A 16250-nucleotide genomic window follows, 5' to 3' on the forward strand; every position below is an offset into this window, starting at 1 on the left:
AAGCTCGATCGCCAAATCCGAATATAAAGCCTGACCACCAGGCGTCGTTCGCGGTGGTGCTGACCACAACGCAAGCGCGTCCTCGCTGACCCAGACCGTCAGATCACCACGTCCTCGCAGGCCTTCGTCGTACTCTGCCCAGTTGGTCACCCGTTGCTTCTGTTTCGGTATTTTGTCACGATGATCAGCGTTGAACTTATGCGGCATCTAAAGCATCCTCAACAGAACAGGCCACAACCGATATCAGTCGAGAGAGGCTCCGTGCAACAAGGCCATCTGCTGGCGGCAGTGATGTTGTTTCAGGGCCGTGTCGCGGGCACGTGGATTGTTGCACTTGTCACCCTCGCGACGGCGATCTGGGCCTGGTGGGAAACCGGAGGCGACGGCTGGGATATGGTCCCAAGGTTGAGTGCGACGATGGTGCTAGCCGTTATGCTGTGCATTTGGTTGCCGCGTTTACGGAATACAGGCGGGATCGTGCGACATACCCCTTGGGCGCTGCCAGTAGCGACGTTGGCGGGCTTGGTGATCTGGGGCGCGGCCTTTGCCACCGGCGGCGAAAACAATGTTGTTACGGCAACGCGTTCCAGCACCGCGCAGGCAGACGGCACAGTGGTCGCAGATGCGTCGGGCGAGGACTGGCAAGCCTACGGCGGCACCAATGCTGCGATGCGGTATTCCACCCTTACGCAGATCACGTCCGAAAATGTCGGTGATCTTGAACTGGTTTGGGAATACCACACCGGCGACATGCCGGCGGGGGACACTGAAGGGAAATACTCTCCCGAAAACACACCCCTGAAAGTGGGCGACACAATTTACGTCTGCTCGGCAATGGGGATCATCACAGCGGTCGATCCGGTTTCGGGTGAGGAACGTTGGCGCTACGATCCTGCCGTTGCGCCGCAGTCGATCCCTTACGGCGCAACTTGCCGTGGCGTTGCCTATTTCGACGCGACAACAGCGACTGCGCCCAACCCGACTGACGACGCAGTACTGCCTGACACCGAGACCGCTGAATCGGACAGCCAACCCGTCCTCGCGGGGGACATTTGTTCCACAACGATCATCTACGGCACCCTGGACGCACGCCTGATCGCTATCGACGCGGCAACAGGTCTACCCTGTCCGGAGTTTGGCGATGCAGGAGAGGTCAATTTGCTCGACGGCCTCGGTGAAACGGTCCCGGGCTGGTATGCGATGACGTCCCCACCAACGATCGTGAATGGTATCGCGGTGCTTGGCGCGCAAGTGAAGGACGGTCAGGCCGAAGATGCGCCGTCCGGTGTGATCCGGGGCTATGACGCACGGACAGGAGATCTGGCATGGGTGTGGGATATGGGCGCTCCCGATCGTACCGGTGCCCCCGCCGAAGGGGATACCTACACGCGTGGAACGCCGAATATGTGGACAATCGCCGCCGGAGACGACGACCTCGGCTTGGTTTACCTGCCTATGGGCAACTCCTCAGTCGATTACTACGGCAGCAACCGCAGTTCGGCGGAGGACGAATTTTCGACATCGTTAGTCGCACTGGATGCCGCGACTGGTGGTGTCGCGTGGTCTTTCCAGACGGTCCACAATGATCTCTGGGACTACGATCTTGGCAGTCAACCGTCGCTTGTCGACTTTCCGGCGAACGGCGCCACTGTCCCTGCCATTATTTTGGCCAGCAAACAGGGCGATATCTATGTCCTTGATCGCGAAACTGGCGAACCGCTGACGGGGGTCGAAGAACGCCCTGTGCCGCAAGGTGGGGTCGAACCAGACTACCTGTCCCCGACACAACCGTTTTCGACATGGCATTCACTGGCCCGCGCCGACCTGACCGAAGCCGACATGTGGGGCATGACCGTTTTTGATCAGCTTTACTGTCGCATTCAGTTCCGTCAGGCCAATTACGAAGGCATGTATACGCCGCCAACTTCGGACGCACACTGGATCCAGTATCCCGGCTATAATGGCGGTTCGGATTGGGGCAGTCTGGCGATCGATCCAGAACGCGGCATCATCCTTGCCAACTACAATGATATGCCAAACTACAATCGCCTTGTTCCGCGTGAGGAGGCTGATGCGCTGGGTCTGCGCGCGATCAACGAACCGGACTCCGAGGGTAAGACCTCGCTGGGGGAGGCTGGTGCCCAAAAAGGATCGCCATACGCCATCGACGTCAATGCCGGATGGCGTGTCCCGTTCACCGGTCTACTTTGTAAGGAGCCCCCCTACGGCGGGTTGCGCGCCATAGATTTGGCAACAGGCGAAACGCTTTGGGATCATCCTTTCGGAACCGCACGCCGAAACGGTCCTTGGGGAATTCCGACCTTTATTCCCGCTGAATTAGGGACACCAAATAACGGCGGCGCTGTTGTAACAGCTGCTGGTCTCGCGTTTCTCGCTGCGGCAACAGATAATTTGTTCCGCGCCGTCGATATGACGACAGGGGAAACACTCTGGTCCGTTGTTCTTCCTGCGGGTGGTCAGGCCAATCCCTTTACCTACGAGGCTGACGGACGCCAGTATATTGGCATTATGGCAGGCGGGCATCATTTCATGGAAACCCCTGTCGGTGACTCCGTCCTTGTCTGGGCGCTACCGTGACGTCGACGATGCCAGCCGGTAGAAGTTGTTTTATGCGCTATTCATATTCGGGAGCCTGACAGAGAACGAGGGCTATCGGCTGACTAACATGGAGGCCCGGTGACGAGGTCATCATCCCGCCCTCCATCGACGACGCGGCGGCGAAGGATTTGTTCGGCAGGGCTGGACCACTGTCAGGCCCTACGTTCGCACCACGACGCTCTGAGCAACCAATAATGATCCCTTCCAATTTATCGGATGGGGGCAGAACGCATCTCGAATGGAGGCTAGCCCCATGTTTGGCGACATATCGGCAATTGATCTGGCCCGGTTCCAGTTCGCCTTCACTATCTCCGCGCACATCATCTTTCCGGCCTTTTCGATCGGCTTGGCAAGCTTTTTGGCTGTGCTGAACGGTCTATGGCTCTGGACACGTGATGATATCTATCTCCGGCTGTTCGACTATTGGAAAACGATATTCGCAGTCGTTTTTGCTATGGGCGTCGTGTCGGGCGTCGTGATGTCCTATCAGTTTGGCACGAACTGGTCGGTGTTCTCCGACAAGGTTGGGCCGATTCTCGGGCCTCTGTTGGGCTATGAAGTGCTTTCCGCCTTTTTCCTGGAGGCCGGATTTCTCGGCATCATGCTGTTCGGGCGGGAACGGGTCGGCGACAGGTTGCATTTGGCGGCCACGGCCATTGTGGCCATCGGCACCTTGTTGTCCGCCTTCTGGATCCTCAGCGCGAACAGCTGGATGCACACACCGCAGGGGTATTCCGTAAATGATGTCGGCCAGTTCGCCCCCGAAGACTGGTGGGCAATCGTCTTTAATCCCTCATTCCCTTACCGCCTGGTGCATATGGTTCTGGCAGCCTACCTCACGACCGCTTTTGTCGTAGGAGCCGTCGGCGCGTGGCATTTGTTACGTAGTCCGGAAAGCCGCGACGCGGCGATCATGTTCTCGATGGCGATGTGGATGGCGCTGATCGTCGCGCCGATCCAGATTTTCGCAGGCGATTCCCATGGTCTCAACACTCTAGAATACCAGCCTGCCAAGATCGCGGCCATGGAGGGACATTACGAGAGTTATCCAGACGGCCGCGCGCCGTTTATCCTGTTCGGCCTTCCCGACGACGCGACAGGCGAGACCCGTTATGCGGTCGAGATCCCGCTGCTCGGCTCGCTGATCCTGACGCACGACCTCACCACCCCGCTGCTCGGGCTGGATGCCTTTCCCGAGGATGCGCGGCCGCCTGCGGCCGTTATTTTCTGGACCTTCCGCATCATGGTTGCAATCGGCTTTGCGATGCTGGGTATCGGCCTGTGGTCGGCTTGGGCGCGCTGGAAAGGGCGGCTTTACGACGCTCCTTGGCTGCACCGCGCCGCCGTGGTCATGGGACCGTCGGGTTTTCTTGCGGTACTCTGCGGCTGGATCACCACCGAGGTCGGCCGCCAGCCCTACACTGTTTACGGCCTGCTGCGCACCGACGAAAGTGCCGCGCCGTTACAGGCGGACGCGGTCGGCGCTTCATTGATGGCGTTCATCGTGGTCTATTTCCTCGTCTTCGGCTCGGGAACCATCTACGTGCTGAACCTGATGGTCAGTCGGCCGAAGGATAAGATCGACATCGACGAGATTGGGCCGACGCGGACGTCAGGCATAACACCTGTCGCCGCAAATCTGATCGCGCGGCGCGCGACATCGAAGGAATGAGACATGGAAGTTGACCTTTCCGTCATCTGGGCAGGGCTGATCGCCTTTTCCGTGCTGGCATATGTGCTGCTCGACGGGTTCGATCTGGGAATAGGCATCCTTTTTCCATTCCTCAAGGACCGCGACGAGCGCCATCTGGCGATGAACACGATCGCGCCAATCTGGGATGGCAACCAGACGTGGCTTGTTTTGGGCGGTGGCGGATTATTCGCAGTTTTTCCACTGGCTTACGCAATCGTGATGTCTGCGCTTTATCCGTTGATCATCGCCATGTTGCTGGGCCTGATCTTTCGCGGTGTGGCCTTCGAATTCGTTCACCGGACCAAACGGATGCAGGGGTTCTGGGAATTCGGCTTTTGGAGCGGTTCACTGATCGCGGCAATTGCGCAGGGCATGGCGCTCGGCGCGCTGGTGCAGGGTATCGCCGTTGAAGGACGCGCCTATAGTGGCGGCAACTGGGACTGGCTGACGCCGTTCTCAGTGCTGACGGCACTGGCTGTCTTGGTGGGATACGCAATGCTGGGCGCCACGTGGCTGATCCTCAAAACCGAAGGCGAGACGCTGGTGCGCGCAAGGCGTTTCGCAATACCCCTCGGCGTTGGGCTGATCGCGCTGATCGGCGTTGTCAGCCTTGTCACCCCGTTCCTGCTTCCTGATTATCTGGCGCGCTGGTTCGGATGGCCATCGGGCGCTTGGACCGCGATAATGCCAATCCTTCTTGCCCTCGCCGTATGGCAACTCTGGGCAGGTCTGCGAAACTGGGATGATCTGCGACCGTTTCTGGCGACGGTGGCGATCTTCGTTCTGTCTTATGCCGGGCTTGGGATCAGCCTTTATCCCCACCTCGTACCGCCCGCGCTGACAATCGCTAAAGCCGCCGCCCCGGACAGCTCGCTTCTGTTCCTGCTAGTAGGTGCGGCAGTCCTGATCCCGATTATCCTGACCTACACTGCCTATTCCTACTGGGTGTTTCGCGGCAAAGTTCATCCCGATGACGGGTACCACTGATGCGGCGCTGGCTCTGGTTCGCGGGGCTCTATCTGGCTGGAATTGCCGCTATCGGGGCAATCGCGTTCTCAATCCGGTTGGTGTTGATCTGAGTTGTGGGGTCAACTGATTGAAATTTGTGAGCCAAGTATTTCTTAATCCATAACCTGACTCAGCCCATCCACTATGCGCCATACGATGACCTGCACCAACCTGTGTTAGTGCAGTGCAGTATATTCGGCTTCTAAAAGGAACTCACGACTGCGCTGTGCAGGGAAGAGGTGGAGCGCGCGACGATGACGCCTGTGCGGTCTGATACAGCGTTGTTGCATGGATCACCAGCAACTGAGAACGCGCCCTACCCGAGATGGATTTCAAGCGGTCCGTTCGAAAATTGGGCGGCCAAGCCCGGTCATCCGATTGAGCGAACGAACGCCAATATCGGTTTCTCTTTTCTGGTTCGCGAAGTTGCGCGCCTTTAGCTTGGGGCCAATGATAGCCTTCCAACGGCCTATTCATTGCCCGGCAGTCGATACGCAGTATCGATGAGAGGGTGCGTTTCTATGCGGCTGCGTCGATTGTAACCGGAGGCTTTCTGCCAAGCTAACCGACCGTTGGTCTTGATGTGGGCAATTTGGTAATCGCGAGGGGTTGGCTCTTCGGCCATATTTGAGCTGAATATAGCGTTTTTAGGTGGTGGGATCGCAACCTCAAGCGTCGCGCCAAAGCGTTTGACGAGAAGATCGCGGGTTGAGCTTCCGTCATAAGCGCCGTCCGCCAAAAACAGATCAACTGGGCCGTCGATCTGATCAATTAAATCTGGAAGCGCGGTCGCATCGCCGACATCATCCGTGGTGAGGTTGGAGCAAATAATCTCACCGCTGACAAGATCAAGGCCAAGGTGCAGCTTGCGCCAACTCTTGCGTTTCGCCATGTTTTTATGCTTTTCCTCAAGCCATTCACCTTCCCCAAATATTTTGAGGCCAGTACTGTCAACTGTCAGATGGATCGCGGCCTGGCTGTTTGCCCGCGGGCTCGGTCGCAATATCAGGCCGTTACTTCGTCGCGATAAGGTCGAGAAACCCGGCACTGCGATTTCAACCCCCAGCAATCTGGCAATGGAGCGCATAAAGCCTTGGGTCTGGCGCAGGGGCTGTTTGAAAACCACTCCTAGCGTCAGGCACAACTCAATCGCTAGATCCGAGTATCGCCGCTGTCCGCCACGAGTGGTTCGAGGCGGCGCAGACCAAAAGCCAAGCGCTGCATCGCTGATCCAGACCGTCAGGTCACCGCGCTTGCGCAGGCTCTCGTTGTAGTCAGACCAGATGCTTTTGACCGGGGATCTTGTCACGGCGGTCGGCGTTGTATTTGTGCGGCATTTATTGCATCCCAAATGAAACAGGCCGCATCAGTAACAGCCGAGCCACGATCCATGCAACAACGCCCATCAGGCGTCTGATCCGCTTCTCATTGACCAGGTGATCTTCATTCCGCAGGTGCCATGTCATCTGACGAACGCCATAGAACGGGGTTTCCAAGAACTGCTTGTCGATCAGGCGCATCAGGTCGAGGTTCATCTCAGTCTCGCCTTGCGGTTCATAGTAGAATGACGACCGTGAGATCGACAGCAGGGCGCATTGTTTGCCCACGGACAGACCTGGAAGGTACGGATCAATCATCTTGCGCCTCACTTGCCGGTCCAAGGCTTGAGCTTTCTGGCCAAAAAATCGTTGGCGACGGCCAACTCCCCGATTTTGGCGTGAAGATCCTTAACCTGTTCCTCATCAACTTCTGGCGCTTTCCGGCTGCCGCGTTCGAACACGCCAGACGCGCCTTCAAGCAAAGCGCGTTTCCATTGATGGATCATCGTTGGATGGACGCCAAATCGACTGGCCAACTCGCTGACCGTCTCCTCGCCCTTCAGCGCCTCCAACCCCGATGATGTGAAGTTCTTCCATCTTATCCTCCTTTGGTTCCTAACCAGTCTCGGCCAGATCGGTTCAATTGTGAACCGGCAGGAGGGGCATCCAATCCATCACTTATGCGATCCCAACAATATTTCTTAAAAACCTCAATCAGCTTGCCGAATGCAACAATAATCACGTGGTGAAACCTGTCACTTCGTGGCTCTTTCTACGTCATGAAGATACGTCACCGAGTTGCCCATAATATCAAAGACATACGCCACTATCATGGGCTGAGCCAGGAGGCCTTGGCTGCCCAGGCTGGCGTAAGCCGCGCCCATATGGGTCGGCTCGAGAACGGAGCGAACTCAGCGACGCTGGACACGGTCGAATCGATCGCTAAGGCACTCCGAATTGATCCTTTTGTTTTGTTCTTACCGCGTTGGATTTCACTCGAAGGGCGGATTTCCTTTGTGACAAGACAAGGAGGCTACATTGACTTCTCACAACGCTAACCTGCTCGAGGCTGTACCGATCAATCGACTTGTCTGTGAGACTAGCGGGATTACGGTTGGCATTGAGTATCGCTGGAACACAGGTGAGCTAGCCATTCTTTGGCGCGACACTATCCGTGAAGATTCAGTTCGACTGCCGATCGAGAATCGCGACAAAGAACCTGGTTAGTCTCTACTCGCCCCTAGTCTCGTTCACGAACATCCCATATTGTTGGCTAACTTCCCCCGCTTCCTCAAAAGCCCGCGCCCGCTCTTGATCCAGACACTGAAAATACTCCTGAACGTCCCGGATATAGTTTTCGAAATCCGCTCGGATCAGATCGGCATATTCAGCCGCCGCAACGGGATCGATCGGCACAAATGGCCGTTGCGGCGCAAGGCAGGTCGCCCCATACGCAGGCCCCGAAAGCAGCGTACTCAATAGTATAATCTGCGGGATGAACTGCAGTAGCTTCATCTTATGCAAAGAATCCTCTAGTTTCGATCGCATGGCAGAACGCGTTGACCTTTCCGAGCCAAGAGTGAATGCCAAGAAGAAAGCGCAATAATATATCTTGCGTTACGTTTATATATTTACGTATGATTGTCATGTCCATAGTGGACGGGCGATCATGCGTCTCAAAATGAGAGAAGTGTGACCGCTGATATGAATTGGGAAGTTGAAGCACCAAATGTGGTCACCGAAGCCAGATTCCGCGAACTCGTGGAGAGCGGTCATAGCGCCGAGATCTTGTGCCAGGAATCGGCGCACAAGAAAGGTCCGAGCTATTACGGCATCTGGATCATGCGTGCGGTCTCTGATGATGGCTTGGAAAAGCTTCTCGTCACCGCGCGGACCCGCACAACCCACAACGACATCAAGATCCGTGAGTTCAAAACCATTACCGGCGTTGTGTCGTTCTTGGTGGGCATCGGCTTTTCCCACGCGGATGTGCCTCTCGAAGAAGGCCAGCGGACCACGCATAAGCTTACTGCATCCGACAAAGGCAGCAGCGACTAGCCTTTTCTTTCTATGCTCAATTGCCGTTCCCGTTCATGCCCAGATGGTTCTGGTCATGGAGAGCGATGGGTCGTTGACCGCGTCTCAAGCCCAAAACAGCTTTGCGCGCAATTACAATGACGGCGTCGGCCAAGGTTCTGCCACCGATCTGCTTGCGATCTTTGATGAACCCGACGCTACCGCAGCGACAGAAGAAATCCGCATCGCCGCAACCGCGCCACGCGCGCCCCTGCCCCGCGCTGACGTTCTTTCTGCCATTGAGACCACAGCACTGCGTTATGGCAGCCACCCAGGTCTGCGCCGCGCAAGGTTGCCCGTCTCAGACTGGCTGAATCTCTTTCGCGCAAATATCGAAGTTGAGAGTGCCTATCGCCAAAGTGCGGCTTCCAGTGCGGGAGCCATTGGCCTCGGTCAGCTAATGCCAGCAACCGCACGCGATCTTGGCGTCGATCCCCGCGATCCGCTTCAAAATCTCGACGGCTCCGCCCGCTACCTCTCCATGATGCTCCTTGAGTTTGGTGATCCGCACCTCGCTCTGGCGGCTTACAATGCTGGACCTGACGCCGTGCGCCAATATGGCGGTATCCCCCCTTACCCAGAAACCCAAAATCACGTGGCCCGCGTCATGGCAGTGGTCGCCCGCCTGGAAGGAATACATCCATGAGACACATCAAATCCCTATTCATCGCTTCATTGGCGCTGTTCCTGTTGGTTGCTGAGCCTGCACTTGCCCAAAGTATCGACCTGTCCCCGATCCAAAGCTTGCTGCAAGGCATCGTTGACGCCCTGACCGGCCCGCTCGGCGTCGTGATCGCCACTCTCGCCGTCCTTGGCGTCTTTCTCAGCTGGTTCTTCAACATCATCGATTTGCGCCAAGCGCTCTGGGTTTTGGTCGGGATCGCCGGTGTTGCCGCAGCCCCCACAATCGTCGCCGCCGTGTTTGCAGGGTAGTGACCATGGCTCAGCGCTCGCCTCTCTTTCTCGGCCTGGTGCGCCCACCCAAGCTTTTGGGCCTGCCCATCATGTACGCGATGGTCTGGCTCTTTGGCTCGGTGCTGCTCTTTGTCTGGATCCAGCATATCGTGATCCTTGGCGTCGCTATTGTGCTCTATCCCGTGCTTTGGAAAGCCGCCGATTGGGATCCGCGTTTCATCGACGTGATGATGATCGCTCTGCAAGAAGCCCCACCCACACGGAACCGTCAAGTACATGGCGGGGACAGCTATGCCCCGTGATGAGGTTCTTGATCCACGGACTCTGACGCCAGACTGGTACGCCCGCGAGACCCGTCTCGCGCATATGTTGCCGTATGTCAGCTTGGTTGATGATCAGACGGTGCGCACACGGGTGAATGAGCTGTTTCAGTGCATCCGTCTGGACGGGGTCAACAGCTACACAACAGACGATGCCTATCTCGATAAGGTGACGGCCCTCTTCGCCCGGATTATCGCGCAGTTGGGTCCGGAGTTTAGCTATTACGTTCATAAAGTGTCCAAGGCGATTGCGCCGGAACTTGAACCTGTGCGTGCTGAAAGTTTCGCAGGCGAAGTGGATCGGGCGTGGCGCGAGAAACTGGCGACCAGCGGATTGCGCGACAAAACTCTGACGTTGACCGTAATGCACCGTCCGCCGTCCAAGAGTTTTCTCCCCTTCCTCAATCGCAGCGCTCCAGAGCGGTTCAAAGAAGAGACGCAAAAACGTTTGCGCCGACTTGGCGAAGCAGTAAATGTCTTTGCCTCGGGGCTATCCGATCTCAAACCGCGTGTGCTGTCGGCGAAGGATGGCGAGTTGGTCGGGTTTCTCGGCGCGCTCAATACTGGTCAGGAGCTACCACTTTATCCGGCCAACACTTTTGGATTTCTATCGTTTAACGTCGCCAACACCCGCGTGACCTTCTTTGAGGATCACTTCGAGTTGTCCGAAGGCGTTGTCGGCCACCGCTTTGGCAAGAGCTTCACCATCGGCGAATATTCAGAGGCCACGTCTTGCACGATGTTCGACATGCTGAACCTGCCGGTCGACATGATCGTCACGCACTCCTTTACGCCGATCAATTCCAACCTGATGGCGGGCCGCATTAAGCGCCAGAAGCGGCAGATGCAGGCATCCCAGGATGCAGCACTATCGCTGTTGGAAGCGCTTGATATCGCCGCCGATGATCTGGAGGCAAAACGCCAAAGCTTTGGTGAGCACCATATGGTTGTGACGATTTTTTGCGAAACGCTCGATGAATTGCACACGCTGAGCGCAGAGATCGTCAACGCCGCAGCCGCTGAAGGCGTGAAGATGATCGGAGAGCGGGTCGCCGCGAAGGCGCACTATCTAAGCCAGCATCCCGGCAACCAACCCAAGCGCGTCCGCGCCAGTGCCATCACCAATCGCAACTTTGCGGATTTTGCAGCTTTTCATCGAACCCAGATGGGCAAAAAAGCGGAAGAGGTGCCTTGGGGCAAGGTGATCACTATGCTGCCGACACCTGAGCAAAGCGCATATCGATTCTCCTATCACGAACAGGGATCACCAGACAAAGAACCCACCAGTGGGCATACGTTGATCTTGGGACGGCCCGGATCGGGCAAATCCGTCCTTTCGGCCTTCCTCATGACCCAAGCCCGTCGCGCAGGTGCGCGGATCTTCGTATTTGATTACCGTCTCGGTATGGAAATGGCCGTCCGCGCAAACGGCGGAAGCTATGCTTCTCTCAAAGCGGGCCAAGCAACAGGTCTCAATCCCCTTTGGACCGAAGTGGATAATCGCGGCACCGCTTGGCTGTCAGACTGGTTGAGCACCCTGCTCTACCGTGCGGACAAGCCGCTGACGCCCGTTCAGACCAATCGCATTCAAGAAGTCGTGCGCCAGAATGCGAATGCCGCCAACCCGGAGCTGCGAAACTGGAAAGACTTCGCCTCGCTTTTTGTTTCCACGGACGATGGTGGCGATCTGCACCAGCGGCTTCTCGAATGGACTCAAGATGGCCGCTACGGCTGGATATTTGGCCAGTCGCTGGAAGATACCTTTTCTCTCGAAGGGGATGTGGTCGGCTTTGATCTAACCGGTATTCTCGACTCCGAGTCCGAAAAAGAACGCATGGCCGTCCTGAGCTACCTGTTCCGGCGCGTGGAGCGTGAGATCGAGGATCGCCGCCCTACCATCATCGTCATCGATGAGGCCTGGAAGGCGCTCGACAACGCTTACTTTGCCGAACGGCTGTCGAACTGGTTGGTGACCGCCCGCAAACAAAACACCGTCGCGGTGATGATGACGCAATATGCCAGCCAGCTTGAACGCACCCGCACAGGTAAGACCATCATTGAGGCAGTGCCGACACAAATCCTGCTGCCCAACATCCGCGCGCATGCGTCTGACTACGCGATGCTGAACCTGTTTGAGAAAGAACTCGATGTGCTTTTGAACACCGGCAGCAATTCGCGGCTGGCGCTGATCCGGGATGACCAAGGCTCCGTTGTCGTCGATGCCGATCTCAGCGCCTTGGGACCCAATCTCACTATTCTCGGCGGCATGGAAAAGGGTGAGGCGCTTGTTGGCGCTGATTATCGCCACCGCCCAGATTTTTGGAGGCTCACATGATCCGACTTATCACGCTCCTTGCCGCCCTCGGCTTTCTCGCTTCCTGCGCACGGTATCAAGAACCTAACGCCAATTGCTTTTCGTTTTTGGCTGCTGTCGCACCTGTTGAACCAAACTGCGTCTTTACGCCAATCGCTGTGCCGGAGGGTGATGTTGAAGTGTAAGCTCGCCCTCCTGTTCTGCTTCTCTGCGATTGTCAGCGGTGCGTATGCCCAAGGCGTGCCGACCAATGACAGTGGCCTGACGGTCCGCGACATCGTCGAGACAGGTGATCGCGAGATCGATCTTGCGACCCAAGCTGAAACGCTCACCGTGCAGCAACTCATCGCCGAGATCGAACGCGAACAACTGGCCACGCTGGAACGCATTCTCGATGCCCAAACAAGCTTTGGTGGTCAGGGTTTGTCCGCAATGGTTTCCGGTCTTGAGGCTGGAAGTGGCGATCCCAACCGATCTATCGCGGCGGTCTACGGCTCTGGGGATACCGACCCTAACCCTGGCGGCACACAGATGTTTGGTGATGCGGCCCAGAACATCGAACAGCTGATCATCCGCGTTGCGCAAGAAACCAGCAGCTTTGCGGGTGTTGGACGCGCGGGTCTCTCGCCTGTTCAATGGCGGGCCCTCCTCCAAGCCCTGATCTGGCAAGAAAGCCGTTTTACAATTGGAGCGCGTTCCCCTGTTGGCGCATTCGGCCTCACTCAGATCATGCCCGGCACCGCGAGTGATCTCGGTATCAACCCAGAATACTATGACAGTCCCTATTTGCAGGTGCATGGCGGCGCGCGCTATCTGGCAACCCAGCTCAACACCTTTGACGGCAATATCATCAACGCACTTGCCGCCTACAACGCCGGCCCCGGTCGCGTCTTTGAATACAGCGGCGTGCCGCCGTTCCGCGAAACCCAGCACTATGTCACCGTCATCCCCGAACGTTACAATCTCTATCTCAGTCGTATTGGTGGCATTGAAGCCTTGGGAACAATCGATCCAGCGCTACTGGCCAACGCTAACATGTCGATCACAGGACATGGTGCTGCTTTCTATGGCAACAACTCCCCGGCCGCGATCCGCCAAGATGCCCTACGTATCCGCGATATTGTCGAGCGGATCTCCGAGACCGAGGACATTCAGGAAAGCATGGCGCTCAACACCTATGCCCGCGTCGAACTGGTGCGCCTCGTCGCAGCCCGCATTCGCCTGCAAGCGGCCAGAACGCGCGCCCTGAGCGCGGTTGAATTGGCCCAAGCCTCCGCGCGCATGGCCGAAGGGGACTTTATGAATTTTACAATCGAGGAGTTGGACTGATGCCCAGACCAAAATGGCTTTTGAGAACTGCATTGGTTGGCACGCTTGCCATGGGATTTCACATGGCGTCATCCCTCCCAGTAATCGCCCAAGGCGTGCCCGTCGTCGACACCCAAAACATCGCCCAAAACATCCAGCAGCTTCGGCAAATGATCGAAGACGAAATTCTGCAAAACGAGCAGCTGACGCAGCTGCGCGAACAACTTGCCACCCTCACGGACCAACTCGCGGAGCTACAGAAGACCTATGAAGCCCTGACCCGGCTCGCAGAACTGCCAGAAATCATCCGCACCGAGATGGAAGACGAATTGAACGGCCTTCTGGATCAGGAGTTTGGTGACATCATCGCGACAATTGAGGCAATCAAGAACGGGGATTTCTCAGGCCTCTCAGGATCGGGCGCGGGTGAAATCGAAACCCAGATGGACCGCGTGTTGGCCGATCTCGGGTTTGACGAGGATACGCTCTCGGACATGGCCAGCAGCGGCAATGCCGGGGCCAACCGCATTGCAACGCAAGCTACAACCGGCGCGCTTGTCTCGGCGGCTGCCCAAAACAGCTATGAGGATGCGGGGCAATCGCTGGAACGCGTCGACCGGCTTGTGGGTCTCATCGACGATATGGATGAGCTCAAAGAAAGCGTCGATCTCAACACCCGCGTCACGGCAGAACTGGCCATTGCGCTTGTGGCCATGTGGCAGCTGGAAGCCGTGCAAACAGTCGGCGACGGAACGGGCAGCGTGATTGATGCGGCAACCATCGCCGAAGAACAGCGGTTCATGGATTTCACCATGCCTGATCTCAGTGCTGATTAAGGCGTTTCGAAATTGACCCGCAATATAAAATATCGGTTTTCGCGCTCATACGAAGCGAGAGGCAGCGAAGAACTGATTCAGTTTATTTCGAAACGCCAAAACGATCCTGAGGTGTAATGCGTGGCGAGTGAACAAGAAATTATTGAAGAAGAACTGGTCTATGGCGCGTTGCGTCGAGAACGGCTTTGGCAGCGTCTAGGCCTGATCGGGCTGATCTTTGGCATTTTGGGATGTCTGAGCGCGGCTGCCGTCGCAATTCTAGACGTCGATCCACCACCCGTCGTTGTGCCCTATGATCCTGCCACTGGCTTTGCACTGCCTGAAGTCTCGGTTGGCGCGACGACCGTCACCGAAAACCAAGCCATCATCGAGGCGGAAGTGTTCCGCTACATCAGTGATCGTGAGGTTTACAACCAGCTCGACAATGATGTGCGTGTCCGCAGCGTGCTGCGGCGATCAGACAGTGCCGCGGAAGCGTCTCTGCGCCAAATCTGGAACAGCGCAAATGCGGACTATCCGCCCACGCTTTATGGCACCAGCGGTCGCTTAGAGGTCGAAGCTCTGAGCATCAACCGGATCGGCACGAACCGCGCCACCGTCCGCCTGCGTAAACGTCTCAACTCTATCAACGGCGTCCAGACTGGCCTGTTTACCGCAACGCTCTTGTTCGAGTTCCGCCCCGAGACCAGCCGCTCCATCGACCAAGTCTGGTCCAACCCCTTTGGTTTCACCGTGCTGGAATATTCCATCCGTTCCGACAGATTGGAGAACTAATGCGTTTCTGGAATTCAATACAATATAACTTGTTGCCAATGTCCCGAGAGCGCGCAGCGCGGCAGGGTATTGGCGACACTACTCATTCCGGAAACGCATGTTTGTATCGAGTAATTCAAATTGCGATCCTTATTGCGCTGCTCCCCAGCCTTGCCTTCGCCGAGGCCATCCCGCGTGGCGGACCCAATGACAGCCGCGTGCGCCTTGCCACCTACCAAGAGGCCCAAGTCTATCGCCTGAACGTCTCGCTTACCCATGTGACCACGGTGGAATTTGGAGAAGGCGAGAGCATCCGCTCAATCATCGCAGGCGATACCGAAGGTTTTGAGATCGATGGTGTGCCGGGCGGGCAGGCCTTTGCCATCAAACCGGTCGCCCGTGGCGTCCATACCAATGTGACGGTCTATACCAATCGGCGCAGCTACTACTTCAACGTCCAAGAAACTCAAAGCCCGACATTCTACGTGGTCCAGTTTCGCTATCCCGATGACGAAAGCCGTCCGACCCGTGCCATCGCGCAGCAGGCCCCGAACTACAATTATGGAGCAAGTACGCAGACCGAGTTCACACCATCGCGCGTTTGGGATGATGGGACCTTCACGTATTTTCAGTTCCCGCGAAACGCGCCTGTACCTGCGATCTTCCGCTATTCCAACGGCCGCGAGCGCACGGTGAACACGCAAGCGATCGAAGACGGTGTGATCCGTGTCTCAGGTGTGAATGGCGTTGTTGCACGGAGGGTAAATTGGCTGGAACGCGCCCTACCCGAGACGGATTTCAGGCGGTGCGTTCGAAATTGGGCCTGCCAAGTTCGGTCATCCGGTCCAGAATCCGGACGCCAATCTTGGCCTCTGTCTTCTGATTTTCGAACGATCTCGCCTTGAGTTTGGGGCCAATGACGGCCTTCCAACGACCCATCAAGGTTTCGCCACGGCTGCGCTGATTATATCCCGATGACGTTTGCCAAGCCATGCGACCACGGGCAGCTATGTCCGCGATATGGCAGTCTCGAGTGCTTGGGTTTTGGGCGGCATCGGGGCTCAAGACCGCGTTCTTCGGAGGTGGGAT

General features: G+C 56.9%; 18 protein-coding genes and 3 pseudogenes. 15 read left to right on the forward strand and 6 right to left on the reverse strand.

Features of this window, described 5'->3' with window-relative positions:
- Positions 1-207 (reverse strand): annotated as a pseudogene (locus BM174_RS21275) (IS5 family transposase); the annotation flags it as partial.
- A gap of 54 nt (positions 208-261) precedes the next feature.
- Between BM174_RS21275 and BM174_RS19315 the strand changes: the two are divergent.
- The 4 genes from BM174_RS19315 (at position 262) to BM174_RS19330 (ending at position 5391) form a co-directional block, all read left to right on the forward strand.
- Positions 262-2598, forward strand: coding sequence for a membrane-bound PQQ-dependent dehydrogenase, glucose/quinate/shikimate family (locus BM174_RS19315; RefSeq protein WP_245766455.1), 2337 nt, complete (start codon positions 262-264; stop codon positions 2596-2598).
- Positions 2599-2872: 274 nt separating this feature from the next.
- Positions 2873-4291, forward strand: coding sequence for a cytochrome ubiquinol oxidase subunit I (locus BM174_RS19320; RefSeq protein ID WP_093925474.1), 1419 nt, complete (start codon positions 2873-2875; stop codon positions 4289-4291).
- A gap of 3 nt (positions 4292-4294) precedes the next feature.
- Positions 4295-5299: a cytochrome d ubiquinol oxidase subunit II gene (cydB, locus tag BM174_RS19325; RefSeq protein ID WP_093925475.1), complete on the forward strand. Its 1005-nt coding sequence runs from the start codon at positions 4295-4297 to the stop codon at positions 5297-5299.
- On the forward strand, positions 5299-5391 hold the full coding sequence (locus tag BM174_RS19330) for a DUF2474 domain-containing protein (protein WP_093925476.1): 93 nt from the start codon (positions 5299-5301) through the stop codon (positions 5389-5391). The genes cydB and BM174_RS19330 overlap by 1 nt, the downstream gene beginning before the upstream one ends.
- Positions 5392-5652: 261 nt before the next feature.
- Here BM174_RS19330 and BM174_RS19335 read toward each other — a convergent pair.
- From BM174_RS19335 to BM174_RS19345, 3 genes and pseudogenes are all read right to left on the reverse strand, one after another.
- Positions 5653-6657 (reverse strand): annotated as a pseudogene (locus BM174_RS19335) (IS5 family transposase).
- Positions 6658-6855 (reverse strand): IS3 family transposase, encoded by a 198-nt coding sequence (locus BM174_RS19340; protein WP_177209545.1) that lies wholly within the window; start codon positions 6853-6855, stop codon positions 6658-6660. It lies immediately after the preceding pseudogene.
- 110 nt (positions 6856-6965) lie between these two features.
- Positions 6966-7211: a transposase gene (locus tag BM174_RS19345; protein ID WP_093925478.1), complete on the reverse strand. Its 246-nt coding sequence runs from the start codon at positions 7209-7211 to the stop codon at positions 6966-6968.
- Between the two features lie 207 nt (positions 7212-7418).
- On the opposite strand from BM174_RS19345, the gene BM174_RS19350 reads away from it, so the two are divergent.
- Positions 7419-7697 (forward strand): helix-turn-helix domain-containing protein, encoded by a 279-nt coding sequence (locus tag BM174_RS19350; protein ID WP_093925479.1) that lies wholly within the window; start codon positions 7419-7421, stop codon positions 7695-7697.
- Between the two features lie 172 nt (positions 7698-7869).
- Here the strand turns inward: BM174_RS19350 and BM174_RS19355 are convergent, their stop codons facing one another.
- Entirely contained in the window at positions 7870-8154 is a 285-nt protein-coding gene (locus tag BM174_RS19355) for a hypothetical protein (protein ID WP_093925480.1), read from the reverse strand.
- A gap of 189 nt (positions 8155-8343) precedes the next feature.
- Here BM174_RS19355 and BM174_RS19360 point away from each other — a divergent pair, with 189 nt between their 5' ends.
- The 10 genes from BM174_RS19360 to BM174_RS19400 all read left to right on the forward strand — a co-directional run bounded on the left by BM174_RS19360 (position 8344) and on the right by BM174_RS19400 (position 16066).
- The gene (locus BM174_RS19360) at positions 8344-8697 is read left to right on the forward strand and encodes a hypothetical protein (RefSeq protein ID WP_093925487.1); all 354 of its coding nucleotides are present in this window, start codon (positions 8344-8346) and stop codon (positions 8695-8697) included.
- A gap of 43 nt (positions 8698-8740) precedes the next feature.
- Positions 8741-9361, forward strand: coding sequence for a lytic transglycosylase domain-containing protein (locus tag BM174_RS19365; RefSeq protein ID WP_093925481.1), 621 nt, complete (start codon positions 8741-8743; stop codon positions 9359-9361).
- Entirely contained in the window at positions 9358-9648 is a 291-nt protein-coding gene (locus BM174_RS19370) for a TrbC/VirB2 family protein (protein ID WP_093925482.1), read from the forward strand. The genes BM174_RS19365 and BM174_RS19370 overlap by 4 nt, the downstream gene beginning before the upstream one ends.
- A 5-nt stretch (positions 9649-9653) precedes the next feature.
- Entirely contained in the window at positions 9654-9932 is a 279-nt protein-coding gene (locus BM174_RS19375) for a VirB3 family type IV secretion system protein (protein WP_093925483.1), read from the forward strand.
- Positions 9922-12285, forward strand: coding sequence for a VirB4 family type IV secretion/conjugal transfer ATPase (locus BM174_RS19380; protein ID WP_093925484.1), 2364 nt, complete (start codon positions 9922-9924; stop codon positions 12283-12285). Before BM174_RS19375 ends, BM174_RS19380 begins: the two co-directional genes overlap by 11 nt.
- Positions 12282-12449 carry a hypothetical protein gene (locus tag BM174_RS21200; protein ID WP_177209546.1) on the forward strand — a complete coding sequence of 56 codons (168 nt, stop codon included), beginning with the start codon at positions 12282-12284 and terminating at the stop codon, positions 12447-12449. The genes BM174_RS19380 and BM174_RS21200 overlap by 4 nt, the downstream gene beginning before the upstream one ends.
- A gap of 55 nt (positions 12450-12504) precedes the next feature.
- Positions 12505-13593, forward strand: coding sequence for a lytic transglycosylase domain-containing protein (locus tag BM174_RS19385; protein WP_093925488.1), 1089 nt, complete (start codon positions 12505-12507; stop codon positions 13591-13593).
- Between the two features lie 50 nt (positions 13594-13643).
- Positions 13644-14408, forward strand: a complete 765-nt coding sequence (locus BM174_RS19390) for a type IV secretion system protein (RefSeq protein WP_177209548.1) — start codon at positions 13644-13646, stop codon at positions 14406-14408.
- A gap of 120 nt (positions 14409-14528) precedes the next feature.
- A complete protein-coding gene (locus BM174_RS19395) occupies positions 14529-15182 on the forward strand; it encodes a VirB8 family type IV secretion system protein (protein WP_093925486.1) in 654 nt (217 codons plus the stop codon).
- Positions 15183-15283: 101 nt separating this feature from the next.
- Positions 15284-16066, forward strand: a complete 783-nt coding sequence (locus BM174_RS19400; protein WP_245766457.1) for a TrbG/VirB9 family P-type conjugative transfer protein — start codon at positions 15284-15286, stop codon at positions 16064-16066.
- Here BM174_RS19400 and BM174_RS21470 read toward each other — a convergent pair.
- Positions 15960-16250 (reverse strand): annotated as a pseudogene (locus tag BM174_RS21470) (IS5 family transposase); the annotation flags it as partial. The gene BM174_RS19400 and the pseudogene BM174_RS21470 overlap by 107 nt on opposite strands.

This window comes from Sulfitobacter brevis (assembly GCF_900112755.1).
Taxonomy (GTDB): Bacteria; Pseudomonadota; Alphaproteobacteria; order Rhodobacterales; family Rhodobacteraceae; genus Sulfitobacter; species Sulfitobacter brevis.